Here is a 23,792-nt window from a genome sequence, read left to right on the forward strand (position 1 = left end):
AGAAGCTTGCATGAGTCTGCAAGGTAAAGTTGCACTGGTGACCGGTGCAAGCCGTGGCATCGGCCAGGCCATCGCCCTGGAACTGGGTCGTCAAGGCGCCATCGTTATCGGCACCGCGACTTCCGCTTCGGGCGCCGAGCGTATCGCCGCGACCCTGAAGGAAAATGGCATCCAAGGCACCGGCCTGGAGCTGAACGTCACCAGCGACGAATCCGTTGCGGCGGTGCTGGCAGGCATTCAGGAGCAGTTCGGTGCGCCGGCGATCCTGGTCAATAATGCCGGTATCACCCGCGATAACCTGATGATGCGCATGAAAGATGACGAATGGTTCGACGTGATCGACACCAACCTGAACAGTCTGTACCGGCTGTCCAAGGGCGTTTTGCGTGGCATGACCAAGGCTCGCTGGGGTCGAATTATCAGTATCGGTTCGGTTGTGGGTGCCATGGGCAACGCAGGCCAAGTAAACTATGCTGCGGCGAAGGCCGGTCTGGAAGGTTTCAGCCGTGCGCTGGCGCGTGAAGTGGGTTCGCGCTCGATTACGGTAAACTCGGTTGCACCGGGTTTCATCGACACCGACATGACCCGTGGACTGCCAGAAGCACAGCGTGAAGCCTTGTTGACGCAGATTCCGCTGGGTCGTCTGGGGCAAGCTCAAGAAATCGCGTCCGTGGTCGCTTTTCTTGCGTCGGACGGTGCGGCATACGTGACCGGGGCTACAATCCCGGTAAACGGCGGGATGTACATGAGTTAAATGTGACGGATTGCTTCAAAAAAATGTCATACGAGCTGTCTAAAATCCGTTATAAAGCTGCAATCAATTTATAGACGGCGGGCCGCAGGGTTTGAGGAGTGAAGCTTTCGGTTGAAAAACCGAAAAGTTCTTCTATACACTTACCCACCGGCCAGCTGCCTGAATTTGTCCATTAGGAGTGAAAACAAGGTATGAGCACCATCGAAGAGCGCGTCAAGAAAATCGTTGCCGAGCAACTGGGCGTTAAAGAAGAAGAAGTTGTTAACACCGCTTCCTTCGTTGAAGACCTGGGTGCCGACTCCCTTGACACTGTTGAGCTGGTGATGGCTCTGGAAGAGGAATTCGAGACCGAGATTCCTGACGAAGAAGCTGAGAAGATCACTACTGTACAAGCTGCTATCGACTACGTTACCAGCCACCAGGCGTAATCGTTTTTAGTCGTCGCTAGCTGTCATGGAAAAACCGCACTGCCATCACGGCGTGCGGTTTTTTCTTTAGGCCTGATGCAAAGTCGTCATTAGAAAAAGGAGAGTGCTGTGTCGCGTAGACGCGTCGTAGTCACCGGTATGGGTATGTTATCGCCACTGGGCACGGATGTGCCGAGCAGTTGGCAGGGCATTCTGGCTGGCCGCAGTGGCATTGGTCTGATCGAACACACCGACCTTTCTGCCTATTCCACCCGTTTTGGCGGCTCGGTAAAGGGCTTCAATGTCGAGGAATACCTGTCGGTCAAGGAAGCTCGCAAGCTTGACCTGTTCATTCAATACGGCTTGGCAGCCGGTTTCCAGGCAGTGCGCAACGCCGGGCTGGAAGTCACCGACGCCAACCGTGAACGCATCGGCGTGGCCATGGGTTCGGGTATTGGCGGCTTGACCAATATCGAAGAAACCAGCCGCACGCTGCACGAATCGGGGCCGCGACGGATTTCTCCGTTCTTCGTGCCGGGCTCGATCATCAATATGATTTCCGGTTTCCTGTCCATCCACCTGGGTGCCCAGGGACCCAACTACGCCATTGCCACGGCGTGCACCACCGGTACCCACTGCATCGGCATGGCCGCGCGCAACATCATGTACGACGAAGCCGACGTGATGATTGCCGGCGGCGCCGAGATGGCGGCTTGCGGCCTGGGCATGGGTGGCTTTGGCGCTTCCCGTGCGCTGTCGACCCGCAACGACGAGCCCGCCCGCGCGAGCCGGCCGTGGGACAAGGGCCGCGATGGCTTCGTGCTGTCCGACGGTGCCGGTGCGCTGGTGCTCGAGGAACTGGAGCACGCCAAGGCGCGCGGCGCGACCATCTACGCCGAACTGATCGGCTTTGGCACCAGTGGCGATGCGTACCACATGACGTCGCCACCAGCCGATGGCGCCGGTGCCGCCCGTTGCATCGCCAACGCCTTGCGTGATGCGAAGCTCAACGGCGAGCAGGTGCAGTACATCAACGCCCACGGCACTTCGACCCCGGCCGGCGACCTGGCCGAAGCCCAGGCGATCAAGACCGTGTTCGGCGAGCACGCCTACAAGCTGGCGGTCAGCTCGACCAAGTCCATGACCGGTCACCTGCTGGGTGCGGCAGGGGCGGTGGAAGCGATTTTCAGCGTCCTGGCGATCAACAGCCAGACCGCGCCGCCGACCATCAACCTCGATGAGCCGGACGAAGGCTGCGATCTGGACTTCGTGCCGCACACTGCCCGCAGCATGGACATCGATGTGGTGCTGTCCAACTCCTTCGGCTTTGGCGGGACCAACGGTTCGCTGGTGTTCCGCCGGTTCGCCGGTTGATGGAAAGCTGGGTCGACGGTCAGCCGGCCGACGTCCTGTCGCTGAAAGATCGCGGCCTGGCTTACGGCGATGGGTTGTTCGAAACCCTCGCCGTGCACGCTGGCGGGCCAGTGTTGCTGGACCGTCACCTGCAACGCCTGGAAACCGGTTGCCGGCGGTTGGCGCTCAATGTCGACATGAGCGCGTTGAGCGCTGAGCTCAGTGCCTATGCTCGGTGCCTGGGCGCCGGCGTGTTGAAGCTGATCGTCACCCGTGGCGACAGTCTGCGCGGTTATGCCGCTGATCCCTCGACCCCGGCCCGGCGCATCCTGCAAGGGAGCCCGCCAGCCGCTTACCCCGCCACCCATGGCGAACAAGGCGTTCTTCTGTTTCCTTGCAGCGTGCGGTTGTCCGAGCAGCCCTTGCTCGCCGGCCTCAAGCATCTCAATCGCCTGGAACAAGTGCTGGCTCGTGCCGAATGGAGTGATGGGCAGTACGCCGAAGGCTTGATGCTGGATACGTCCGGACGGGTGATCGAAGGTGTGTTCAGCAACCTGTTCCTGGTGCGCGATGGCGTGTTGTTCACGGCGGACCTGAGCCGTTGCGGGGTGGCCGGCGTGATGCGTGCAGAATTATTGTTTCAAGCCAAGTCCCTGGGCATCGCCACGCAAATCACGGACATCAGTCTCGAACAGCTGCACCAGGCTGATGAAGTCTTCGTCTGCAACAGCGTTTATGGCGTGTGGCCGGTACGCGGATGCGGTTCGGCGCGCTGGTCGGTTGGCCCGCTCACCCGTAAACTGCAAACCCTTGCCCGTGCGCTATTGGATGTTTGATTCGTGAGACGTAAATTCTTGCTGCTGCTGGAGACCGGACTGGTTCTGGCAGGGCTGTTGTTGGGCGCTTCGGCCTGGAAGATTCATTCGGCGCTGCAACAGCCGCTGAACATCACCCAGGAAGAATTGCTGGACGTGCCCAACGGGACTACCCCGACCGGAACCCTCAAGCGCCTCGAAGCCGATGGCCTGATCAAGGACGCCTTCTGGCTGCGGATCTATTGGCGCTTCAATCTCGCTGGCCAGCCGTTGCACTCCGGTGAATATCGGCTGGTGCCGGGCATGACCATGGAAGGCCTGATCGGTGTCTGGAAGCGCGGCGAAGTGGTGCAGTACAGCGTGACGCTGGTGGAGGGTTGGAACTTCCGCCAGGTGCGCGCCGCACTGGCCAAGGATGAAAAACTCCAGCAGACCCTCACCGGCCTGAGCGACAGCCAGGTCATGGACCGTCTTGGTCACTCCGGGATATTCCCCGAAGGCCGATTCTTTCCGGACACCTATCGCTTCGTGCGTGGCACCTCGGATGTCGACCTGCTGCAAAAAGCCTACGACCGCCTGGAAGACGTGCTCGCCAAGGAGTGGGCACAGCGTGCCGCCGATGTACCTTATACCCAGCCGTATCAGGCGCTGATCATGGCGTCGTTGGTGGAGAAGGAAACCGGCGTGCCCCAGGAGCGCGGGCAGATTGCCGGCGTCTTTGTGCGGCGCATGCGCCTGGGCATGCTGCTGCAGACTGACCCCACGGTGATCTATGGTCTGGGCGAGCGCTACACCGGCAAGCTCACCCGCGCCCATCTGAAAGAAGAAAACCCCTATAACACCTACATGATCCCGGGCTTGCCGCCGACGCCGATTGCGATGGTGGGGCGCGAAGCGATTCATGCGGCATTGAACCCGGTGTCGGGCAACAGCCTTTACTTCGTCGCGCGCGGTGACGGCAGCCACGTGTTTTCCGATGACCTGGAGTCGCACAACAACGCGGTGCGCGAATTCCAACTCAAGCGCCGTGCCGATTACCGCTCCAGCCCGGCCCCGGCAACATCGGACGAGCAGGCACCCATTCCCGCGGCATCACCCGACACGGCGCCCGACGCTGTACCCCAGGTGCCGCCCCAAGTGCCTGCTCCCGAACCGGATGCCAGCGAGCCGCCGAGCCCGCAATGACTTTGATTAAGGATCGCCTGTGACTGGCTTGTTTATAACGCTGGAAGGCCCGGAAGGCGCCGGCAAGAGCACTAACCGCGAATACCTGGCCGAACGCCTGCGGGCGGCTGGCATCGAGGTGGTGTTGACCCGCGAGCCGGGCGGTACGCCGCTGGCCGAGCGAATTCGCGAGGTGCTGCTGGCGCCCATTGAAGAGGTCATGAACCCCGACACCGAGCTGTTGCTGGTGTTCGCGGCCAGGGCACAGCACTTGGCCGAGGTGATTCGCCCGGCGCTGGCCCGTGGCGCGGTGGTGCTCTGCGATCGTTTTACCGATTCGACCTATGCTTACCAGGGCGGCGGCCGGGGCTTGTCCGTGGAGCGCATCGCTGCGTTGGAAACCTTCGTCCAAGGTGACCTGCGGCCAGACCTGACCCTGGTGTTCGACCTGCCGGTGGAAATCGGCCTGGCCCGCGCCAGTGCCCGTGGTCGGCTGGATCGTTTCGAGCTTGAGGGCCAGGCTTTCTTCAATGCCGTGCGCAGTGCTTTCCTGAGTCGCGCCAAGGCCGATCCGGCGCGTTACCTGCTGATCGATGCCGCGCAACCGCTGGCCCAGGTCCAACAGTCCCTGGACGGCTTGCTGCCGCGTTTGCTGGAGCGTGTCCGTGGCTGAAGCCTATCCCTGGCAAGACGGCCTCTGGCAGCAACTGGCCGGTCGTGCCCAGCATGCCCACGCCTATCTGTTGCATGGCCCGGCCGGCATCGGCAAGCGGGCGCTGGCCGAGCGCCTGATGGCCAGCCTGCTGTGCCAGCGCCCGGGTGTCTCGAATGCCTGCGGCGAGTGCAAGTCCTGCCTGCTGCTCAAGGCGGGCAGCCATCCCGATAATTACGTGCTGGAACCGGAAGAGGCGGACAAGGCGATCAAGGTCGACCAGGTTCGGGACCTGGTCAGCTTCGTGGTCCAGACCTCGCAGATGGGCGGGCGCAAGGTGGTGCTGATCGAGCCGGTCGAGTCGATGAACATCAACGCCGCCAACGCCTTGCTCAAAAGTCTTGAAGAGCCTTCCGGCGACACCGTGTTGCTGCTGGTCAGCCACCAGCCGAGTCGCTTGCTGCCGACCATCAAGAGTCGCTGCGTGCAACAGGCCTGCCCGCTGCCGAGCGAGGCGATGAGCTTGCAGTGGCTGGCCCAGGCCTTGCCCGACAGCAGCGACGAAGAGCGTGTCGAGTTGCTGACCCTGGCGGCCGGCTCGCCCCTGGCGGCTGTCAGCCTTCAGGCCCAGGGCGTGCGGGAGCAGCGGGCCCTGGTGGTGGACGGGGTCAAGAAACTGCTCAAGCAGCAGCAATCCCCCACGCAACTGGCCGAGGGTTGGAACGCGATCCCGTTGCTCTTGCTGTTTGACTGGTTCTGCGACTGGTCGAGCCTGATCCTGCGTTACCAATTGACCGAGGACGAGGCTGGCCTGGGGTTGGCGGACATGCGCAAGGTGATCCAGTACCTGGCGCAAAAAAGCGGCCAGGATAAAATCTTGAACATTCAGGACTGGATTCTTGCCCAACGTCAGAAGGTGCTGGGCAAAGCGAACCTCAATCGGGTGCTGTTGCTCGAGGCGCTGTTGGTGCAGTGGGCGAGTTTGCCTGGTCGAAACTGACAGACACGGCCTAGTGTCCTGTGATACAGGACACTAAACTCAGCTCAATCGCAGCGGAGATCAGCATGAACGAACCTGTCAGTCCCGGGCCACGCAACGGCATCCTGTCCCTGACCATCAAGGACAAGTCGGTGCTCTACGCCGCCTACATGCCCTTCATCAAGAACGGCGGCCTGTTCATTCCGACCAACAAGAATTATCGCTTGGGCGATGAAGTGTTCATGCTCTTGAGCCTGATGGATGAAGCGGAAAAGATCCCGGTTGCCGGCAAGGTAATCTGGATGACGCCCAAAGGGGCCCAGGGCAACCGGGCCGCCGGCGTCGGCGTGCAATTCAGCGACGGCGACAATTCCGCCCGCAATCAGATCGAAACCCACTTGGCCGGCTCCCTGAAGTCCGACCGTCCCACCCATACGATGTAGCCCGGCCTTTTATGCTTGTAGATTCCCATTGTCACCTTGACCGTCTCGACCTCGCTGCCCATGGCGGCTCCCTGGATGCTGCGCTGGACGCGGCCCGTGAACGAGGTGTCGGTCATTTCCTGTGCATTGGCGTCAGCGTCGACAACGCCGCCGACGTCAAGGCCCTGGCCGAACGTTATGCCGATGTCGATTGCTCGGTCGGTGTTCACCCGCTGGATGTCCAGCCTGACGCCGCGCCGGCGCTCGATTGGCTGTTGCGTGAGCTGGACCATCCACGGGTAGTCGCCATCGGCGAAACCGGCTTGGACTATCACTACGAACCGGAAGCCGCCGACGTGCAGCAGGCGTCGTTCCGGCTGCACCTGGAGGCCGCCCGGCAGACCGGCAAGCCGGTGATCATCCACACCCGTGGCGCCCGGGCCGACACCCTGGCCTTGCTGCGTGACGCCGCGCTGCCCCAGGCCGGGGTGCTGCATTGCTTCACCGAAGACTGGGACATGGCCAAGGCCGCCCTGGACATGGGCTATTACATTTCCTTGTCCGGGATTGTCACGTTCCGTAATGCCGATGCATTGCGCGACGTTGCCAGCAAAGTGCCGGCTGATCGGCTGTTGGTGGAGACCGACTCGCCTTACCTTGCGCCCATTCCCTATCGTGGCAAGCCGAACCTTCCGCAATACGTACGGGAGGTGGCGGAGTTTCTGGCAATGCTGCGCGGTGAGTCCTACGAGCGGTTTGCCGAGCAGACGACGGAAAATTTTAAGCAATTGTTTCCGCTGGCTCATGTGCGTCCGGCGCAAGCCTGAATTCCATGCAAAAAAAACCCGGGTTCTGGGGGGTGAATCCGGGTTAAGACCATTAGGAGTAAAACAAAGGCACGCGGTCCGTTGGTACCTTTATCAGCGCGTCACTTGGGGGAGATGTCGCGCCGACAGTTCAAGTATTGATCAGTATGCCAACCCGTCCAGTCTGGCCGGGGCGGTTTTTAAACAAATTTGGAATACGCTCGCTTCGGATAAGTTCTCACTGTCGCCAAAGCTCGCAGGCGCGGCGCATTGGCGTGAGAAACGGCGAGCCGGGTGTGTACGGTTTTGTGAAGAACAGTGGCCGAGAACGGATGATCCGTGCATTTTTGCGTAAGTTAGGCATAATACCCGGCTTCGAATTTTGACCCTTCAGACCTTTTTCTTATGCACAAAGAACCCCGTAAGGTCCGTGAGTTTCGCCGCCGCGAGCAGGAAATTCTCGACACCGCGCTCAAGTTGTTCCTCGACCAGGGTGAAGACAGTGTCACCGTCGAGATGATTGCGGATGCCGTGGGTATCGGCAAAGGCACGATTTATAAACATTTCAAATCCAAGGCGGAGATCTACCTGCGCCTGATGCTCGACTACGAGCGCGATTTGAACGAGCTGCTGCACTCGGCCGATGTGGACAAGGACAAGGAGGCCCTGTCCCGGGCCTACTTCGAGTTCCGCATGCGCGACCCGCAGCGCTACCGCTTGTTCGATCGCCTGGAAGAGAAGGTGGTCAAGGGCAACCAGGTGCCGGAGATGGTCGAGGAGTTGCACAAGATCCGCGCCTCGAACTTCGAACGCCTGACCCTGCTGATCAAGGGCCGGATCAGCGAAGGCAAGCTTGAAGACGTGCCGCCTTATTTCCATTACTGCGCCGCTTGGGCGCTGGTGCACGGCGCGGTGGCGCTGTATCACTCGCCGTTCTGGAGCAACGTGCTGGAAGACCAGGAAGGTTTCTTCCAGTTCCTGATGGACATCGGCGTGCGCATGGGCAACAAGCGCAAGCGCGATACCGACGTCCCGAGCAGCTAAGGCCGCACAGGCCAAGACATTCAGCTGCCTTATTGCGCCATGTCCGCTTACATGGCGCAGTGTCCCAGTAATATACTCAGGCTTGGGTCTTGCGAAATCTTGATTTCTAGGTCAATTTCCGCGAGTCCGATTTTTCTTGTGCCGGAGTGATCCATGATCGTTGACCGTCAAGGCAGGCGTTTCCGTAATTTGCGGATCAGCCTGACCTCCGCCTGCAATTACGCCTGTACCTACTGCGTGCCTGATGGCAAGCGGTTGGTGGCTGCGCAGGATGAGCTGTCGGCCGAGGCCATGGCGCGCGGCGTGGCTTATTTGATCGAGGCCGCCGGCATCGAGCGGCTGCGCATCACTGGCGGCGAACCGTTGGTCAGCCCCAAGCTCGAGCGTTTCATGATGGCGGTAGGGCAGATGGGCCTGGAGGACATCAGCCTGACCACCAATGGCCAGTTGCTGGCGAAAAAGCTGCCGTTGCTGGTAGACGCCGGTATCCGTCGCATCAACGTTTCCCTCGACACCCTGGACCCCTCCGCGTTTCGCAGTATCGCCCGTGGCGGCGACCTGGCGACTGTACTCGATGGCATGGAACAGGCCCGGGCCGCCGGGATGAAGATCAAGGTCAATATGGTGCCGTTGCGCGGGCAGAACCTGGACCAGGTGATGCCTTTGCTCGAATACTGCCTGGAACGTGGCTATGAGTTGCGTTTCATCGAGTTGATGCGCATGGGGCACCTGGCCAGCGATTCCAACGCTTTCCTGCAGCAGTTCGTCAGCCTCCAGCAACTGCTCAGCCTGATCGGCGATCAGTACGAATACCTGCAAGCCGATGCGCCGGTGGATGCCACGGCGGTGCGCTATGAGATACCGGGGCTGGGGCACTTTGGCGTGATCGCCAACGAAAGCGTGCCTTTCTGCCGTACCTGCTCACGGTTGCGGTTGTCTTCCACGGGTTGGCTGCATGGCTGCCTGTCGTCGAGTAACCGTCACTTCGTCGGTGACCTGCTGGACAAGCCTCGCCACCAGGCCTTGCCGGCGCTTCAGCGCTTGTTGGTCAAGGCGTTGGGGGACAAGCAGGAAGTGGCATTCTCCGGCGGCGCGACCATCATGAAAATCATCGGCGGCTGACCGGCTCGACCAGGTGCACTCTGCTGTAGGAGCTGCCGAGTGCAACGAGGCTGCGATCTTTATCCAAGCCATTGAGTCGTGAGCGAACGCCCGGTAGATCAAGCTCAAAAGATCGCAGCCTTCGGCAGCTCCTACGGGTTACTGCGCGCCTTCATCCTGCAAGCTGGCGCAAAAGCTGCATCCCACGACCATTCGCCGGTTTTCCGACACCGGTTTTTTGGAGGGTAGGATGCGTAGCCTGGTTTTGCTGCTGGCCGTTTTGGCGCTTGGTGGCTGCATGAATGTCAGCGACATGGGAGAGGGCGTTCGTTATCACATGAGCGACGCCGGCCTGCTGGACCATAGCGACAGCCGTCGTGTGAACAACCTGCGTATTCAGCCCGACTCGTTCATCTACATCGCCCAGGGCGCCTTTGCTCCGCCAGGCAGTGCTTACCCGCGTCCCAACGTCGTGGCCGAAGAAGCCTTCAATGGCTTCATCGAATATTTCCCCATGGTCCGTCGCGCCCGCGTTCCCGAAGGCCTCGACCAGGCCATGGGCGAGGCCCGTTCCGCCGGCGCCCATTATTTGCTGTACACCCGCTTCGCCAAGGCTGACAACCGCATCGGCAATACTGACGAATGGCAGGATGAAGAAGCCTTGGATCGCCTGGGTGTCGATACCAGCGTGATTCAAATCATGTTGATCGAGACCAGCACCCAGTATTTGATTGATACTGCACGGATCAAGAGTCGTGGCGGTTTACTGACGTTGCACGACAAGCAGCCACAAGACCTCATCGCCACGCCTTTGCGTGAATATGCCCGCAGCCTGCTGGGGATGAGCGACGAATAAATATAAGGAGTCACCATGAGCGGACCGCAAAAAGCCAATGACTTGCTGGGGCAGATCCCCAAGACCAAAGGCCTGCCGCCGGTCCACTTGTGGAACCCCGACTTCTGCGGCGACATCGACATGCGCATCGCCCGGGATGGCACCTGGTATTACCTGGGCACGCCCATCGGGCGAAAGCCGATGGTCAAGCTGTTCTCCACCATCATCCGCCGCGACGGCGATGATTACTTCCTGATTACCCCTGTGGAAAAAGTCGGCATCAAGGTCGACGATGCGCCGTTCGTGGCCGTGACCCTTGAGGTCGAAGGGCAGGGGGAAGGGCAGCTGTTGCGCTTCACCACCAATGTCGAGGAAACCACTGAGGCCGGTGCCGAGCATCCGCTGCGGGTGGTGATCGATCCCCAGACCCAGGAACCCGCGCCCTACGTGCATGTGCGCAGCAATCTCGAAGCACTGATCCATCGCAATGTGTTCTACCAACTAGTGGAACTGGCGGTCAGCCGCGAGATCGACGGGCAGCGCTGGTTGGGCGTGTGGAGCGGCGGCGAGTTCTTCCCCATCGGCCTGGAACCGTAAACCCTGTGTGAGCGAGCCTGCTCGCGAAGGCGCCGGACCATCCAACATCTTCTCAGCTGACCCACCGCTATCGCGAGCAGGCTCGCTCCCACAGTGGCCAAGTAAAATTCAAATTGACACCCAATCGTATGATGATTAGCGTGGGCCTCCAATAAGAGTGGCCCGCGGGGTTTTCATGTCCAGCAGTTTTCATGCATCGACCGTCGATTGGCTGGGGAGCTGGATCGCCGCCGGCCAGGTCAAGCCTGGGCAAACCATCAAGGTCGAGGCGGACTTGGGCGAGCAACTGGGCGTCAGTCGCACGGTGATTCGCGAGGCGATCAAGACCCTGGTGGCCAAAGGCATGCTGGAAGTCGGGCCGAAAGTCGGCACTCGGGTGTTGCCGGTGCGGCGCTGGAACCTGTTCGACCCCCAAGTGGTTGGCTGGCTGTCACGCAGCGGCCTGCCGGAAAATTTTGTCGATGACTTGCTGGACCTGCGTCGCACCATCGAGCCAATGGCGGTGCGCTGGGCCTGCGAGCGGGCCACGGCCGATCAGGTGCAGGCGATCCGCCTGGCCTACCATGCGCTGGAGCGCGCCGTGGACAGCGGCGCCGATTACAACCGCGCCGACCAGTTTTTCCATGAGTGCATCCTGGCCGCCAGCCATAATCAGTTCATCGAGCAAATGGTCCCGGCCCTCGGTGCGTTGCTGGCGGTGTCGTTCGAAGTATCGGCGGCCGACCCGGATGAGCTGCGCCGCACCTTGCCCATCCACAAGGACATCGCCGACGCCATCGCCGCCCGTGACGCGGCGCGTGGCGTCTGGGCCTGCATGACCCTGATCGATAACGCTGACCTGGCGATCAAACGCTTTTACCCCAATGTCATGGCCGGTCGAACCGACGCTGCCGGGCAAGCCGGGAACGGGAGGTTTCAATGAAGTGGACGGCTGTGACGGAACACCGGGCGAAGTTGGGCGAGGGGCCCTTCTGGGACGAGCCGACCCAGGCGTTGTATTGGGTCGATATCGCCGGCAAGCAGGCGCTGCGGCTGATCGGCGCCAACGTACAGATCTGGCAGATGCCCGAGCATGTGTCCGCTTTCATTCCGACCCAGAGTGGCGACGCCCTGGTGACCCTGAGCAGCGGGGTCTACCGCCTCGATCTCGATTCTCCGGGCCTGGAACCGCGCCTGACACTGCTGTGCATGGCCGATCCCCAGCCAGGCAATCGTCCCAACGAGGCCCGTTGCGACGGCCTGGGCCAACTGTGGCTTGGCACCATGCAGAACAATATCGGTGACGAAGGCGAGGACTTGCCGGTCGAGCGGCGCTCCGGCGGGCTGTTTCGCGTCGCCGGTGATGGCCGGGTCATGCCCTTGTTGCGCGGGCTGGGCATTCCGAACACGTTGCTCTGGAGCCCCGATGGCACCACGGTGTATTTCGGCGAGAGCCTGGATGGCACGTTGTATCGGCACTTTATCTACCCCGAGGGCAACCTGGCGCCTGCCGAAGTCTGGTTCGGCCCCCATCCCCGTGGCGGCCCGGATGGTTCGGCGATGGATGCCCGGGGTTATATCTGGAACGCCCGCTGGGACGGCAGTTGCCTGTTGCGGCTGAACCCCAACGGGCAGGTCGATCGGGTGATCGAACTGCCCGTCAGCCGCCCGACCAGTTGTGTGTTCGGCGGCGAAGACCTCAAGACGTTGTACATCACCAGCGCGGCGAGCCCATTGGGTCATCCGCTGGACGGTGCCGTACTGTCGATGCGTGTCGACGTGCCTGGTGTGGCGTGTACAAGGTTTGCAGGGTGAATCCCAAAATATGGGATGTAAATATATATATTGAGATTATTTGGTAGCCGGGTTTATAGTCGGCTCCATCGGCAATACGCACTCACACTAAAAAAACAAAACAGGTGAAGTGATGCAACGATCTTTCCCCGTACGCCCCGGCGGCGTACGCCGGCCACTGTTCTTTCAAGCGCCTCTGCGCCGGTCATCCGTGGATGCCCGGTTTTTGTCGTGCCCGCCCACAGGAGGCTTGAACCATGGCTGAGCCCTTGGTCTTGCCCCCTGTGCCGGAGCCACCGAAGGGCGAGCGCCTGAAAGACAAGGTGGTGCTGTTGACCGGTGCCGCCCAAGGCATTGGCGAGGCCATCGTCGCGGCGTTCGCGTCGCAACAGGCCCGGTTGGTGATCAGTGATATCCAGGCGCAAAAGGTCGAGGCGGTGGCCGCCCACTGGCGTGAACGCGGGGCCGATGTGCAAGCGCTGCAGGCTGATGTGTCGAAGCCGCAGGACTTGCAGGCCATGGCCCGTTGCGCGATTGAACTGCACGGTCGCATCGATGTGTTGGTCAACTGCGCTGGCGTCAATGTCTTCCGTGACCCGCTGGAAATGACCGAAGAGGACTGGCGTCGCTGCTTCGCCATCGACCTGGATGGCGCCTGGTACGGTTGCAAGGCAGTGTTGCCACAGATGATCGAGCAGGGCGTGGGCAGCATCATCAATATTGCCTCCGTCCATTCGTCCCACATCATTCCCGGCTGTTTCCCTTACCCGGTGGCCAAGCATGGCCTGCTTGGCCTGACTCGCGCCCTGGGCATCGAATACGCGCCCAAAGGGGTACGCGTCAACGCCATCGCCCCGGGTTATATCGAAACCCAACTGAACGTCGACTACTGGAACGGCTTTGCCGATCCCCATGCCGAACGCCAGCGTGCGCTGGATCTGCACCCGCCACGGCGCGTCGGGCAACCGATCGAAGTGGCAATGACGGCCGTGTTCCTGGCCAGTGACGAAGCACCGTTTATCAATGCCTCATGCATCACCATTGATGGGGGACGTTCGGTCATGTACCACGACTGAATATTCCTGGATTGCAGTGGGAAACTTCGCCTGTAATCCAATCATCATACGATATGACTATTCAGGCCTATGCTGTGTAGCAACTTGATGTAACCGCCCAGCCTGCGCATTTCCACCGACGGTGGAGCAGATCCCTGGACGTTTGGCTTTCAATAAAAAAAACAAGGAGTCAACTATGAAACATCGTCGTGGGATCCGTTCCCTGTGTCGTGCCGCCCTGGCGGTTACCGCGGTCAGCCTCAGCAGCCATTTGCTGGCGGCCGATGCGGTAAAAATTGGTTTCCTGGTCAAGCAGGCCGAGGAGCCTTGGTTCCAGACCGAATGGGCGTTTGCCGAGAAGGCGGCCAAGGACAAAGGCTTCGAATTGATCAAGATCGCCGTGCCCGACGGCGAGAAAACCCTCTCGGCCATCGACAGCCTGGCCGCCAACGGTGCCAAGGGCTTCGTGATCTGCCCGCCGGACGTGTCTCTCGGCCCGGCCATCATGGCCAAGGCCAAGCTCAACGATCTCAAGGTGATTGCCGTGGATGACCGGTTCGTCGACGCCAGTGGCAAGTTCATGGAAGACGTGCCGTACCTGGGCATGGCCGCGTTCGAGGTGGGCCAGAAGCAGGGCGCCGCCATGGCTGCTGAAGCGAAAAAGCGCAACTGGGAGTGGAAAGACACCTACGCGGTGATCAACACCTTCAACGAGCTGGACACCGGCAAGAAGCGCACCGACGGTTCGGTCGATGCCCTGAAGAAGGCCGGGATGCCGGAAGACCACATCCTTTATTCGGCGCTCAAGACCCTCGACGTACCCGGCAGCATGGACTCCACCAACTCGGCCCTGGTGAAGCTGCCAAGCGCCGCGAAAAACCTGATCATCGGCGGCATGAATGACAACACCGTGCTGGGCGGCGTGCGTGCCACCGAAGCCGCCGGGTTCAAGGCGGCCAATGTGATCGGCATTGGCATCAACGGCACCGACGCCATCGGTGAGCTGAAAAAGCCTAACAGCGGCTTCTTCGGTTCGATGCTGCCAAGCCCGCACATCGAAGGCTACAAGACTGCCGAAATGATGTACGAGTGGATCACCACCGGCAAGGAGCCGCCGAAGTACACCGCCATGGACGAGGTGACGCTGATCACCCGGGAGAACTTCAAGCAAGAGCTGGAAAAGATCGGCCTGTGGAACTGACGGCCGGTTGATTCAAAAGCGGCCCTGGTCACATGAGTGGCGGGGTCGCTTGATCTCTGTAAGTTCGAGGTGGTTATGCAAGCGCAAACAGCGACACGGCAACACAACATCGGCGGCAGCTTGCGATTCAACGGGATCGGCAAGTCCTTTCCCGGCGTGCAGGCGCTGGCCAATATCAGTTTCGTTGCCCATCCGGGGCAGGTCCATGCCTTGATGGGTGAAAACGGCGCCGGCAAGTCCACGCTGCTCAAGATCCTGGGCGGTGCCTACATCCCGAGCAGCGGCGACTTGCAGATCGGCGAACAGACGATGGCGTTCAAAGGCACCGCTGACAGCATCGCCAGCGGTGTGGCGGTGATTCACCAGGAACTGCACCTGGTGCCGGAAATGACCGTCGCTGAAAACCTGTTTCTCGGCCATTTGCCGGCGCGTTTCGGCCTGGTCAATCGTGGCGTGCTGCGCCAGCAGGCGCTGACGCTGCTCAAGGGCCTGGCCGACGAAATCGACCCGCAGGAAAAAGTCGGTCGCCTGTCCCTCGGTCAGCGCCAACTGGTGGAAATCGCCAAGGCCTTGTCCCGTGGCGCCCACGTCATTGCTTTCGACGAACCCACCAGTAGCCTGTCGGCCCGGGAAATCGACCGTTTGATGGCGATCATCACCCGCTTGCGAGACGAGGGCAAAGTGGTGCTCTACGTCAGTCACCGCATGGAAGAAGTGTTCCGCATCTGTAACGCGGTGACGGTGTTCAAGGACGGTCGTTATGTGCGGACCTTCGAGAACATGAGCGAGCTGACCCATGATCAACTCGTCACGTGCATGGTCGGTCGCGATATCCAGGACATCTATGACTACCGTCCTCGGGAGCGTGGCGATGTGGCGTTGCAAGTGAAGGGCCTGCTGGGGCCGGGCTTGCGCGAACCGGTGAGTTTCCAGGTGCACAAGGGCGAGATCCTCGGCTTGTTCGGGCTGGTCGGCGCCGGTCGTACCGAGCTTTTTCGCTTGCTCAGTGGCCTGGAGCGCCAGCGCGAGGGCAGCCTGGTCCTGCACGGTAAAGAGCTGAAACTGCGTTCACCAAGGGATGCCATCGCCGCGGGCGTTCTGCTCTGCCCGGAGGATCGCAAGAAGGAAGGCATCATCCCGTTGGGCAGCGTGGGCGAGAACATCAACATCAGTGCGCGCCCGTCTCATTCCACGCTCGGCTGCCTGTTGCGTGGCGACTGGGAGCGGGGTAATGCCGACAAGCAGATCAAGTCGCTGAAAGTGAAGACCCCGGCGGCCAGCCAGAAAATCATGTACCTGTCCGGCGGCAACCAGCAGAAGGCGATTCTTGGTCGCTGGCTGTCGATGCCGATGAAAGTCCTGCTGCTGGACGAGCCTACTCGCGGCATCGACATCGGTGCCAAGGCGGAGATCTACCAGATTATCCACAACCTGGCGGCCGACGGTATCGCGGTGATCGTGGTGTCCAGCGACCTGATGGAAGTGATGGGCATTTCCGACCGAATCCTGGTGCTCTGCGAAGGGGCCATGCGCGGCGAGCTGCCGCGTGACCAGGCCAACGAATCCAACCTGCTGCAACTGGCGCTGCCGCGCCAACGCGTTGCCGACGCGGCGAACTGAGAGGTAAATCATGACCATTCAAAACAATGCACTGCCAACGGCACGCAAACCCCTGGACCTGCGCCGTTTCCTGGATGACTGGGTCATGCTGCTGGCGGCCATCGGCATCTTCGTGCTCTGCACCCTGATGATCGACAACTTCCTGTCGCCGCTGAACATGCGCGGGCTGGGCCTGGCGATTTCCACCACCGGCATCGCGGCCTGCACCATGTTGTATTGCCTGGCGTCCGGGCACTTCGACTTGTCGGTCGGTTCGGTGATTGCCTGTGCCGGCGTAGTCGCGGCGGTGGTGATGCGCGACACCAACAGCGTGTTCCTCGGCGTCAGCGCGGCGCTGGTGATGGGGCTGATCGTCGGCCTGATCAACGGCATCGTCATCGCCAAGCTGCGGGTCAACGCCTTGATCACCACACTGGCGACGATGCAGATCGTCCGCGGCCTGGCCTACATCTTTGCCAACGGCAAAGCGGTGGGGGTATCGCAGGAATCGTTCTTCGTGTTCGGTAACGGCCAATTGTTCGGCGTGCCGGTGCCGATCCTGATCACCATTGCCTGCTTCCTGTTTTTCGGCTGGCTGCTCAATTACACCACCTACGGGCGCAATACCATGGCCATCGGTGGCAACCAGGAAGCGGCGTTGTTGGCGGGGGTGAACGTTGATCGCACCAAGATCATCATCTTCGCCGTGCATGGCGTGATCGGTGCCCTGGCCGGGGTGATCCTGGCATCGCGCATGACCTCGGGCCAACCGATGATCGGCCAGGGCTTCGAGCTGACCGTGATCTCGGCTTGCGTGCTGGGTGGGGTGTCGTTGAGCGGTGGTATCGGCATGATTCGCCACGTCATAGCAGGCGTGCTGATTTTGGCGATCATCGAAAACGCGATGAACCTGAAGAACATCGACACCTTCTACCAATACGTCATCCGCGGCTCGATCCTGCTGCTGGCGGTGGTGATCGACCGCTTGAAACAACGCTGAACAACGGCGAACACTGGCGACTGATCTACCGCCATCGCGAGCAAGCTCGCTCCCACAGGATTTTGTGCCAGGGCGCAGAACCCCGGCACAGCGCAGATCCAATGTGGGAGCGAGCTTGATCGCGAAGGCGTCGGCACATCCAACACTTCCCTAGCTGACCCACCGCTATCGCGAGCAGGCTCGCTCCCACAGGTTTTTGCGCCAGGGCGCAGAACCCCGGCACAGCGTAGATCCAATGTGGGAGCATCCAACATTTTCTTAGCTGACCCACCGCTATCGCGAGCAGGCTCGCTCCCACAGGTTTTTGTGCCAGGGCTCAGAACCCCGGCATAGCGCAGATCCAATGTGGGAGCGAGCCTGCTCGCGAAGGCGTCCTTCCTGACGCCGACAATCACCCTGCCTTGCGCAACGCCTCAACCAATTCCTGCTTACGCATCTTCGAGCGCCCGGGAATGTTTTTCGCCCGGGCCTCCTTCATCAGGCTGTCCACAGTCTGGGTCCCATGGGAGGCTCTGCTGGTACGCGGGTGACCTTCGCGGGTCTTGGCCGCGCGGCGGGCCGATTCCTTGCGGTCGGTTTTCTTGGCCGTCGCCGGTTTTTCCTTGCCTGAACCACCGGAGCGTTCGCCACCACCGGACTGTTTGTTCACGGTCGCCCAGGCGCGTGCCTCGGCTTCGTTCTCGGACACACCTTTTTTCTCGTAGCTTTTTTCAATATGTGCGGCCTTGCGTTTTTGCTCGGCGGTGTACTTGTCTTTGCTTCCACGAGGCATGGGATGTTCCTCCTCAAATGTCTGAGCTGAGGCTACTGGCTGGCGGCACCACCTTCGGAACCCGAACCACCAGTCGTGGTTTTCGAGCCCACCCCGGTCTCGGCGTTATCAGGTGCTGTCGAGTCCGGTGTATTCATGCCGCCCTGGCGCCCCGTGTCATTACCCTGCACACGCGGATCGGTGCCGGTGGCGGGTGGCTGGCCATTGTTCAGGCCGCCGCCATTGCCGTCGGTGTTCAACGTGGGCAGGCCTTTCGTGGCGGGGGAGTTGGGTGCTTGCACCGGATCGGTCGGCCCGGTGCCGGAGGTGGAAGCTGCAAAGGCCACCGAGGACAGCAGCGCGGCGAAGGTGAATGAGGTCAGCCTTGAAGTGATCATGGGTGTCGCCTCCATTTTTCAGAATGCTTACCTGATCTTGGGCCTCGCTGGATTTGGGTTGGTGCCTGGGGCGCGACGAATGGTCTAGCCGTCGAGTCCGGCTTCTTCCATGAATTGCTCCATGAAGCTTTTTAGTTTTTCGTGACGGATCAGCGCCATGTGTTGCCCGGTGGCAGTCTGGAACCCGTCGGCCAGGTGCAACAATTTGGTCTGGAAATGATCGAGGCAGAAACGTCGATCATCGTAATCCCGGGACTTGGCCTGCGGATCCTGAGGGTCATAGAGGGCGCTGCCCATGCGACCGGCCACATAGAATGTGCGGGCCACCCCGAGCAGGCCCAATGAGTCGAGGCGGTCAGCGTCCTGGAGAATTTTGGCTTCAAGTGTGATCGCTGCGATATTGGCCGAAAAACTGTGAGCCTCGATGGCATGGGCAACCGCGCTGATTTTTTCGTCTGGCCAGTTCAGGGTCGACAACAGTGTCGATGCCTTATCCGCTGCCAGGCGAGAGGCCTGGGCGCGCAACGGTGAGTTTTTTTCCACCGCCACGCAGTCATGCAGCAACGTTGCCGCCAGCAGGATAAGCAGGTCACCGCCTTCATGACGGTGGAGCAAGCGTACGTTGTGCCAGACCCGTTGCAGGTGTGACAGATCGTGAGCGCCATCCTCCGATGGCTCCAATGCATGAGGCAGCAACTGGGCGGCGACGGTTTGAAAAGGTGCAAAGGCGGCAGCGGTCATGACAGATCCTTTGTATGCCAGTACTTCGAGGGTTCGTGGATGATGTTCATTTTCATATGTGACGAGCGCCCCGTGGCGGCTTAGTATGGCGCTTTCAATTGGCTACAAGGCCTGTTCATGTCCATCGAGATCCGTCCTGCGCAACCCAGCGATGCGCCTCAAATCCTTGCCTTCATCACCGAGTTGGCCGATTACGAAAAGGCCCGCCACGAAGTTATCGCCAGTGTGGCGGACATCGAACGCAGCCTGTTCAGCGAGGGCGCAACCGCCCACGGGTTGATCTGCCTGCGTGATGGCGTGCCGATTGGCTTCGCGGTGTTTTTCTTCAGTTATTCCACCTGGCTGGGCAGCAACTGCCTGTACCTCGAAGACCTGTACATCACGCCTGACCAGCGCGGTGGCGGTGCGGGCAAGACGTTGCTGCGCCATTTGGCGAAAATTGCCTGTGACAACGATTGCGGGCGCTTCGAATGGAGCGTGCTGGACTGGAACACGCCGGCCATCGAGTTCTACAAATCCCTCGGCGCGCAACCACAGGAAGAGTGGGTGCGCTACCGAATGGACGGCAAGGTGCTACGGGATTTCGCTAACGGCAATTGAGCCCTTCATGAGTGCGCGGCGCACGCGTACTCGGCAAACCCCGGGCGCTGCTCAAGGCGTTTGCAGTAGGCGGCCACCGCAGGATAGTCCGGGCGTTCCATGGGCGCCTGGCGCCAGCGGTGCACCGACAAGCCGATGAGCACATCCGCAAGGGAAAACGCCGTACCGGCCACGTAGGCGCCGGTGCGGTTCAACTGCTGTTCCAGCAAACCCATCTTCTCGTTCCAGCCTTTGATGCCGGCGGCGATGCGCTGCGGGTCCTGGAAGTCCGGATTCTTGCGGACCAGGGCGTGGAATGCGTAGCCCCATGACGGGTTGAGTTCCGTGGCTTGCCAATCCATCCACTGCTCAATGCGCGCCCGTGCGGCTGGCTCGACAGGCAGCAGATCGCTGCGCCCATGCTTGCCCACCAGGTAGCGGCAAATGGTGTTCGACTCCCAGAGCACGCCGTTCTCATCAATGATCACCGGCACCTGGGCATTGGGATTCAGGGCCAGGAAATCCGGATCCTGAGTCGAAAAAAAGCCAATGCCCCAGTCTTCGCGCTCGTAGGCGATTTCCAATTCCTGGCAGGTCCACAACACTTTTCTGACATTGATCGAGGAAGTGCGGCCGAGGATTTTCAACTGTTGTCCCATCACTTTTTCCCTGAGTTGTTTGGCGTCCGCTCAGAAACGTAGCAGGGTCTTGGGCGGATGGCGATTGGCTTTGTGGTTGGTTTTCGATATCCCAATATATGGGAGTGATATTTATATATTGAGATTTTGTCGCGCCCAGGTTTATAGTCCGTTCCACTCACTGCCAAAAAACAGAACAGGTGAAGCGGATGCAGGCGCAATTGATCGCGCTCGATTGGGGGACCACCTCTTTACGGGCTTACAAACTCGCAGCCGGTGGCGAGGTGCTCGAGCAGCGCTCGCTGTCATCGGGGATCATGCAGTTGCCTTCCGGGCCGCGAACCGTGGCCGGCCGGGTGTGCATCGACGGTTTCGAACTGGCCTTCGACGAGGCCTGCGGCGACTGGCTCGATGCTCAGCCAGGCTTGCCTGTCATCGCCTGCGGCATGGTCGGCAGTGCTCAAGGCTGGCGCGAAGCGCCTTACTGCGACACACCCGCCAACGTCGCCAATCTCGGACATTCCCTACAAACCGTTCGCAGCCTTCGCGGTGTCGATGTGCACATCGTGCCCGGCGTGATTCAGCGTTCACGCTTGCCCAATGTCATGCGCGGCGAAGAAACCCAGGTGCTCGGCGCCTTGCACAGCCTGCCGGACGAAGCGGTGCTGATCGGCTTGCCCGGCAGCCATTCGAAATGGGTGGAAGTGGCCGATGGCTGCATCGTGCATTTCGACACCTTCATGACCGGCGAGATCTTCGCCGTGCTCAGTGACCACAGCATTCTCGGCCGCACCCAGCAACGGAGTACGACCTTCGATGGTGAGGCCTTTGATCGTGGCGTACAGGTGGCGTTGTCGGTGGATGGCCAGGTCGGTCCGTTGTCCACGGTGTTCAGTGCCCGCAGCCTGGGCTTGACCGGCGAACTGGAGGCCAGCGCCCAGGCCGATTACCTCTCGGGCCTGCTGATCGGCCATGAGCTGACGGCGCTGGCCGAGGTGCAGCGTCGGCGACGCGACAGCCTCCACCTGCCGACGGTGGTGCTGATCGGCAACTCCCAACTCTGTGTCCGTTATCAACGGGCCCTCGACGCCTGCGGCTTCGCCCGGGTGGTCTTGGCCGAACAGGCCACCGAACGCGGTTTGTGGCAACTGGCCGTGGCGGCCGGGTTGCTCGATTCCACCGCCCCCTGAACCTGACTGGAGGTCTGACATGCTCACACAAGCACTGGCGCACAACGGGCTGATCGCGATCCTGCGTGGTCTGCGTCCCGAAGAGGCGGCGGCCATCGGCGAAGTCCTGTACAGCGCCGGATTTCGCGTCATCGAAGTACCGCTCAATTCCCCCGAACCGTACGAAAGCATCCGCATCCTGCGCAGTACCTTGCCCGCCGATTGCCTGATCGGTGCCGGTACCGTGCTCACGCCGGAACAGGTCGAGCAGGTGAAAGCCGCTGGCGGCCAAGTGATCGTCATGCCCCACAGCGATCCGAAGGTGCTGCGTGCGGCGAAAGCGGCGGGCTTGTACCTGTCGCCAGGCGTCGCCACGCCCACCGAAGCTTTTGCCGCGCTGGCCGAAGGCGCCCATGTACTGAAGATGTTCCCCGCCGAGCAAATGGGCCCGGCGGTGGTCAAGGCCTGGCTTGCGGTACTGCCGGCCGGGACCGTGCTGGTGCCGGTGGGCGGGATTACGCCGGACAACATGGCGGTGTTCCTCGAAGCCGGCGTCAAGGGTTTCGGCCTCGGTTCCGGGCTGTTCAAGCCGGGCCTGACAGCGGATGAAGTGGCGGTGCGCGCCAAGGCCTACGTGGCCGCATGGAACGCCTTGAACTGAAGACTTTTCCAGCGCCCCGTGCGCTGCATCTGACAAGAGAGACAACAAGATGAAAATCACCAAGCTGACCACGTTTATCGTTCCGCCGCGCTGGTGCTTCCTCAAGGTCGAAACCGACGAGGGCGTGACCGGTTGGGGCGAGCCCGTGGTCGAAGGTCGTGCCCACACGGTGGCGGCGGCTGTCGAGGAATTGTCCGACTACCTGATCGGCAAAGACCCACGCAACATCGAAGACATCTGGACCGTGCTCTATCGCGGCGGCTTCTACCGCGGCGGGGCCATTCACATGAGCGCCCTGGCCGGCATCGACCAAGCGTTGTGGGACATCAAGGGCAAGGCCCTGGGCGTGTCGGTCAGCGACCTGCTGGGCGGCCAGGTGCGCGACAAGATCCGTGTGTATTCGTGGATCGGCGGCGACCGGCCGGCGGACACCGCTCGCGCGGCGAAAGAAGCGGTGGCGCGGGGCTTCACCGCTGTGAAGATGAACGGCACCGAAGAGCTGCAGTTTCTCGACACCTTTGAAAAAGTCGACCTGGCCCTGGCCAACGTCGCGGCGGTGCGCGATGCGGTGGGGCCGAACGTCGGCATTGGCGTGGACTTCCACGGCCGCGTGCACAAGCCGATGGCCAAGGTACTGATGAAGGAACTCGACCCCTACAAGCTGATGTTCATCGAAGAGCCGGTGCTCAGCGAAAACTACGAAGCCCTCAAGGAGTTGGCGCCGCTGACCAGCACCCCGATCGCCCTGGGCGAGCGCTTGTTCTCGCGCTGGGACTTCAAACGTGTACTCAGCGAAGGCTACGTGGACATCATCCAGCCGGATGCGTCCCACGCCGGCGGCATCACCGAGACCCGCAAGATCGCCAACATGGCCGAGGCCTACGACGTGGCGCTGGCGCTGCACTGCCCACTGGGCCCCATCGCCCTGGCGGCATGCCTGCAACTGGATGCGGTTTGCTACAACGCCTTCATCCAGGAACAGAGCCTGGGTATCCACTACAACGAGAGCAACGACCTGCTGGATTACATCAAGGATCCGCAGGTGTTCGACTACGACAAGGGCTTCGTGAAAATCCCCAATGGCCCGGGCCTGGGCATTGAGATCAACGAGGAATACGTCATCGAACGCGCGGCCATCGGCCACCGCTGGCGCAACCCGATCTGGCGCCATGCCGATGGCAGTTTTGCCGAGTGGTGAGTCACGCCTGACTCTCTCGGTTTGATCGTTCCCACGCTCTGCGTGGGAATGCAGCCAGGGACGCTCCGCGTCCCTCAAGAGCCGAACGCAGAGCGTCCGT

At 61.0% G+C, this 23,792-nt stretch carries 27 protein-coding genes; 23 read left to right on the plus strand and 4 right to left on the minus strand.

All coding sequences use genetic code 11. From position 1 onward, the window contains the following. The first annotated feature begins 10 nt into the window (after positions 1–10). From fabG to araH, 19 genes are all read left to right on the plus strand, one after another. Positions 11–754 (plus strand): 3-oxoacyl-ACP reductase FabG, encoded by a 744-nt coding sequence (gene fabG, locus ASC85_RS26695; protein WP_057452028.1) that lies wholly within the window; start codon positions 11–13, stop codon positions 752–754. A gap of 191 nt (positions 755–945) precedes the next feature. Further along, complete coding sequence (gene acpP / locus ASC85_RS26700; RefSeq protein WP_003175607.1) at positions 946–1,182, plus strand: acyl carrier protein; 237 nt, start codon at positions 946–948, stop codon at positions 1,180–1,182. 108 nt (positions 1,183–1,290) lie between these two features. Continuing rightward, complete coding sequence (gene fabF / locus ASC85_RS26705; RefSeq protein ID WP_018613569.1) at positions 1,291–2,535, plus strand: beta-ketoacyl-ACP synthase II; 1,245 nt, start codon at positions 1,291–1,293, stop codon at positions 2,533–2,535. Next, entirely contained in the window at positions 2,535–3,350 is an 816-nt protein-coding gene (gene pabC, locus ASC85_RS26710) for an aminodeoxychorismate lyase (protein ID WP_057452029.1), read from the plus strand. Before fabF ends, pabC begins: the two co-directional genes overlap by 1 nt. Positions 3,351–3,353: 3 nt before the next feature. Next, positions 3,354–4,514 (plus strand): endolytic transglycosylase MltG, encoded by a 1,161-nt coding sequence (mltG, locus tag ASC85_RS26715; protein WP_057452030.1) that lies wholly within the window; start codon positions 3,354–3,356, stop codon positions 4,512–4,514. Positions 4,515–4,533: 19 nt separating this feature from the next. Further along, the gene (gene tmk, locus ASC85_RS26720) at positions 4,534–5,166 is read left to right on the plus strand and encodes a dTMP kinase (protein WP_018613575.1); all 633 of its coding nucleotides are present in this window, start codon (positions 4,534–4,536) and stop codon (positions 5,164–5,166) included. Beyond that, positions 5,159–6,145, plus strand: a complete 987-nt coding sequence (locus tag ASC85_RS26725) for a DNA polymerase III subunit delta' (protein WP_057452031.1) — start codon at positions 5,159–5,161, stop codon at positions 6,143–6,145. The genes tmk and ASC85_RS26725 overlap by 8 nt, the downstream gene beginning before the upstream one ends. A 65-nt stretch (positions 6,146–6,210) precedes the next feature. After that, a complete protein-coding gene (locus ASC85_RS26730) occupies positions 6,211–6,567 on the plus strand; it encodes a PilZ domain-containing protein (RefSeq protein WP_003204243.1) in 357 nt (118 codons plus the stop codon). Positions 6,568–6,578: 11 nt separating this feature from the next. After that, on the plus strand, positions 6,579–7,373 hold the full coding sequence (locus ASC85_RS26735; protein ID WP_018613583.1) for a TatD family hydrolase: 795 nt from the start codon (positions 6,579–6,581) through the stop codon (positions 7,371–7,373). Between the two features lie 384 nt (positions 7,374–7,757). After that, positions 7,758–8,396, plus strand: coding sequence for a TetR/AcrR family transcriptional regulator (locus tag ASC85_RS26740; protein ID WP_003204240.1), 639 nt, complete (start codon positions 7,758–7,760; stop codon positions 8,394–8,396). Between the two features lie 153 nt (positions 8,397–8,549). Beyond that, positions 8,550–9,518, plus strand: a complete 969-nt coding sequence (locus ASC85_RS26745) for a GTP 3',8-cyclase MoaA (RefSeq protein ID WP_057452032.1) — start codon at positions 8,550–8,552, stop codon at positions 9,516–9,518. Between the two features lie 229 nt (positions 9,519–9,747). Beyond that, positions 9,748–10,353, plus strand: a complete 606-nt coding sequence (locus ASC85_RS26750) for a DUF4823 domain-containing protein (RefSeq protein WP_003204236.1) — start codon at positions 9,748–9,750, stop codon at positions 10,351–10,353. Positions 10,354–10,368: 15 nt separating this feature from the next. Further along, on the plus strand, positions 10,369–10,929 hold the full coding sequence (locus tag ASC85_RS26755; RefSeq protein WP_013693990.1) for a DUF1285 domain-containing protein: 561 nt from the start codon (positions 10,369–10,371) through the stop codon (positions 10,927–10,929). A gap of 175 nt (positions 10,930–11,104) precedes the next feature. Next, positions 11,105–11,851, plus strand: coding sequence for a FadR/GntR family transcriptional regulator (locus tag ASC85_RS26760; protein WP_057452033.1), 747 nt, complete (start codon positions 11,105–11,107; stop codon positions 11,849–11,851). After that, positions 11,848–12,723 (plus strand): SMP-30/gluconolactonase/LRE family protein, encoded by an 876-nt coding sequence (locus tag ASC85_RS26765; protein WP_057452034.1) that lies wholly within the window; start codon positions 11,848–11,850, stop codon positions 12,721–12,723. The genes ASC85_RS26760 and ASC85_RS26765 overlap by 4 nt, the downstream gene beginning before the upstream one ends. A 236-nt stretch (positions 12,724–12,959) precedes the next feature. Beyond that, positions 12,960–13,778 (plus strand): SDR family oxidoreductase, encoded by an 819-nt coding sequence (locus tag ASC85_RS26770; RefSeq protein WP_057452035.1) that lies wholly within the window; start codon positions 12,960–12,962, stop codon positions 13,776–13,778. A 175-nt stretch (positions 13,779–13,953) separates the two neighbouring features. Then, positions 13,954–14,958 (plus strand): substrate-binding domain-containing protein, encoded by a 1,005-nt coding sequence (locus ASC85_RS26775; RefSeq protein ID WP_014339489.1) that lies wholly within the window; start codon positions 13,954–13,956, stop codon positions 14,956–14,958. Positions 14,959–15,033: 75 nt separating this feature from the next. Beyond that, complete coding sequence (araG, locus tag ASC85_RS26780) at positions 15,034–16,578, plus strand: L-arabinose ABC transporter ATP-binding protein AraG (protein WP_057452036.1); 1,545 nt, start codon at positions 15,034–15,036, stop codon at positions 16,576–16,578. Positions 16,579–16,588: 10 nt separating this feature from the next. Then, on the plus strand, positions 16,589–17,557 hold the full coding sequence (gene araH / locus ASC85_RS26785) for an L-arabinose ABC transporter permease AraH (RefSeq protein ID WP_003204223.1): 969 nt from the start codon (positions 16,589–16,591) through the stop codon (positions 17,555–17,557). Positions 17,558–17,948: 391 nt separating this feature from the next. Here araH and ASC85_RS26790 read toward each other — a convergent pair whose 3' ends face one another. From ASC85_RS26790 to ASC85_RS26800, 3 genes are all read right to left on the minus strand, one after another. Next, on the minus strand, positions 17,949–18,329 hold the full coding sequence (locus ASC85_RS26790; protein WP_057452037.1) for a Rho termination factor N-terminal domain-containing protein: 381 nt from the start codon (positions 18,327–18,329) through the stop codon (positions 17,949–17,951). A gap of 32 nt (positions 18,330–18,361) precedes the next feature. Next, positions 18,362–18,706 carry a hypothetical protein gene (locus ASC85_RS26795; RefSeq protein WP_057452038.1) on the minus strand — a complete coding sequence of 115 codons (345 nt, stop codon included), beginning with the start codon at positions 18,704–18,706 and terminating at the stop codon, positions 18,362–18,364. Between the two features lie 84 nt (positions 18,707–18,790). Next, on the minus strand, positions 18,791–19,447 hold the full coding sequence (locus ASC85_RS26800; protein WP_013693987.1) for an HD domain-containing protein: 657 nt from the start codon (positions 19,445–19,447) through the stop codon (positions 18,791–18,793). 117 nt (positions 19,448–19,564) lie between these two features. Between ASC85_RS26800 and ASC85_RS26805 the strand changes: the two genes are divergently transcribed. Then, the gene (locus ASC85_RS26805) at positions 19,565–20,047 is read left to right on the plus strand and encodes a GNAT family N-acetyltransferase (protein WP_018613598.1); all 483 of its coding nucleotides are present in this window, start codon (positions 19,565–19,567) and stop codon (positions 20,045–20,047) included. A gap of 5 nt (positions 20,048–20,052) precedes the next feature. On the opposite strand, the gene ASC85_RS26810 is transcribed toward ASC85_RS26805, so the two are convergent. Continuing rightward, entirely contained in the window at positions 20,053–20,685 is a 633-nt protein-coding gene (locus ASC85_RS26810; RefSeq protein WP_057452039.1) for a glutathione S-transferase family protein, read from the minus strand. Positions 20,686–20,873: 188 nt separating this feature from the next. Between ASC85_RS26810 and ASC85_RS26815 the strand changes: the two genes are divergently transcribed. The 3 genes from ASC85_RS26815 to dgoD are packed head-to-tail and all read left to right on the plus strand — an operon-like array spanning position 20,874 to position 23,692. Then, a complete protein-coding gene (locus ASC85_RS26815; protein WP_057452040.1) occupies positions 20,874–21,854 on the plus strand; it encodes a 2-dehydro-3-deoxygalactonokinase in 981 nt (326 codons plus the stop codon). Positions 21,855–21,873: 19 nt separating this feature from the next. Then, on the plus strand, positions 21,874–22,494 hold the full coding sequence (locus ASC85_RS26820; protein ID WP_057452041.1) for a 2-dehydro-3-deoxy-6-phosphogalactonate aldolase: 621 nt from the start codon (positions 21,874–21,876) through the stop codon (positions 22,492–22,494). Between the two features lie 49 nt (positions 22,495–22,543). Further along, the gene (gene dgoD, locus ASC85_RS26825; protein WP_003179439.1) at positions 22,544–23,692 is read left to right on the plus strand and encodes a galactonate dehydratase; all 1,149 of its coding nucleotides are present in this window, start codon (positions 22,544–22,546) and stop codon (positions 23,690–23,692) included. The last annotated feature ends 100 nt before the right edge of the window (positions 23,693–23,792 follow it).

It is taken from the genome of Pseudomonas sp. Root401 (assembly GCF_001425105.1).
Taxonomy (GTDB): Bacteria; Pseudomonadota; Gammaproteobacteria; order Pseudomonadales; family Pseudomonadaceae; genus Aquipseudomonas; species Aquipseudomonas brassicacearum.

What these genes read in the sequence shown, in the direction of transcription:
- ASC85_RS26810 (WP_057452039.1), bottom strand. Translation starts at nt 20,685, where the DNA reads ATGGGACAACAGTTGAAAATCCTCGGCCGCACTTCCTCGATCAATGTC.
- ASC85_RS26740 (WP_003204240.1), top strand. Translation starts at nt 7,758, where the DNA reads ATGCACAAAGAACCCCGTAAGGTCCGTGAGTTTCGCCGCCGCGAGCAG.
- araH (WP_003204223.1), top strand. Translation starts at nt 16,589, where the DNA reads ATGACCATTCAAAACAATGCACTGCCAACGGCACGCAAACCCCTGGAC.
- ASC85_RS26765 (WP_057452034.1), top strand. Translation starts at nt 11,848, where the DNA reads ATGAAGTGGACGGCTGTGACGGAACACCGGGCGAAGTTGGGCGAGGGG.
- dgoD (WP_003179439.1), top strand. Translation starts at nt 22,544, where the DNA reads ATGAAAATCACCAAGCTGACCACGTTTATCGTTCCGCCGCGCTGGTGC.
- acpP (WP_003175607.1), top strand. Translation starts at nt 946, where the DNA reads ATGAGCACCATCGAAGAGCGCGTCAAGAAAATCGTTGCCGAGCAACTG.
- ASC85_RS26735 (WP_018613583.1), top strand. Translation starts at nt 6,579, where the DNA reads ATGCTTGTAGATTCCCATTGTCACCTTGACCGTCTCGACCTCGCTGCC.
- ASC85_RS26730 (WP_003204243.1), top strand. Translation starts at nt 6,211, where the DNA reads ATGAACGAACCTGTCAGTCCCGGGCCACGCAACGGCATCCTGTCCCTG.
- ASC85_RS26795 (WP_057452038.1), bottom strand. Translation starts at nt 18,706, where the DNA reads ATGATCACTTCAAGGCTGACCTCATTCACCTTCGCCGCGCTGCTGTCC.
- pabC (WP_057452029.1), top strand. Translation starts at nt 2,535, where the DNA reads ATGGAAAGCTGGGTCGACGGTCAGCCGGCCGACGTCCTGTCGCTGAAA.
- ASC85_RS26770 (WP_057452035.1), top strand. Translation starts at nt 12,960, where the DNA reads ATGGCTGAGCCCTTGGTCTTGCCCCCTGTGCCGGAGCCACCGAAGGGC.
- ASC85_RS26775 (WP_014339489.1), top strand. Translation starts at nt 13,954, where the DNA reads ATGAAACATCGTCGTGGGATCCGTTCCCTGTGTCGTGCCGCCCTGGCG.
- ASC85_RS26745 (WP_057452032.1), top strand. Translation starts at nt 8,550, where the DNA reads ATGATCGTTGACCGTCAAGGCAGGCGTTTCCGTAATTTGCGGATCAGC.
- ASC85_RS26820 (WP_057452041.1), top strand. Translation starts at nt 21,874, where the DNA reads ATGCTCACACAAGCACTGGCGCACAACGGGCTGATCGCGATCCTGCGT.
- ASC85_RS26755 (WP_013693990.1), top strand. Translation starts at nt 10,369, where the DNA reads ATGAGCGGACCGCAAAAAGCCAATGACTTGCTGGGGCAGATCCCCAAG.
- araG (WP_057452036.1), top strand. Translation starts at nt 15,034, where the DNA reads ATGCAAGCGCAAACAGCGACACGGCAACACAACATCGGCGGCAGCTTG.
- ASC85_RS26760 (WP_057452033.1), top strand. Translation starts at nt 11,105, where the DNA reads ATGTCCAGCAGTTTTCATGCATCGACCGTCGATTGGCTGGGGAGCTGG.
- ASC85_RS26750 (WP_003204236.1), top strand. Translation starts at nt 9,748, where the DNA reads ATGCGTAGCCTGGTTTTGCTGCTGGCCGTTTTGGCGCTTGGTGGCTGC.
- ASC85_RS26790 (WP_057452037.1), bottom strand. Translation starts at nt 18,329, where the DNA reads ATGCCTCGTGGAAGCAAAGACAAGTACACCGCCGAGCAAAAACGCAAG.
- ASC85_RS26805 (WP_018613598.1), top strand. Translation starts at nt 19,565, where the DNA reads ATGTCCATCGAGATCCGTCCTGCGCAACCCAGCGATGCGCCTCAAATC.
- ASC85_RS26800 (WP_013693987.1), bottom strand. Translation starts at nt 19,447, where the DNA reads ATGACCGCTGCCGCCTTTGCACCTTTTCAAACCGTCGCCGCCCAGTTG.
- fabG (WP_057452028.1), top strand. Translation starts at nt 11, where the DNA reads ATGAGTCTGCAAGGTAAAGTTGCACTGGTGACCGGTGCAAGCCGTGGC.
- ASC85_RS26815 (WP_057452040.1), top strand. Translation starts at nt 20,874, where the DNA reads ATGCAGGCGCAATTGATCGCGCTCGATTGGGGGACCACCTCTTTACGG.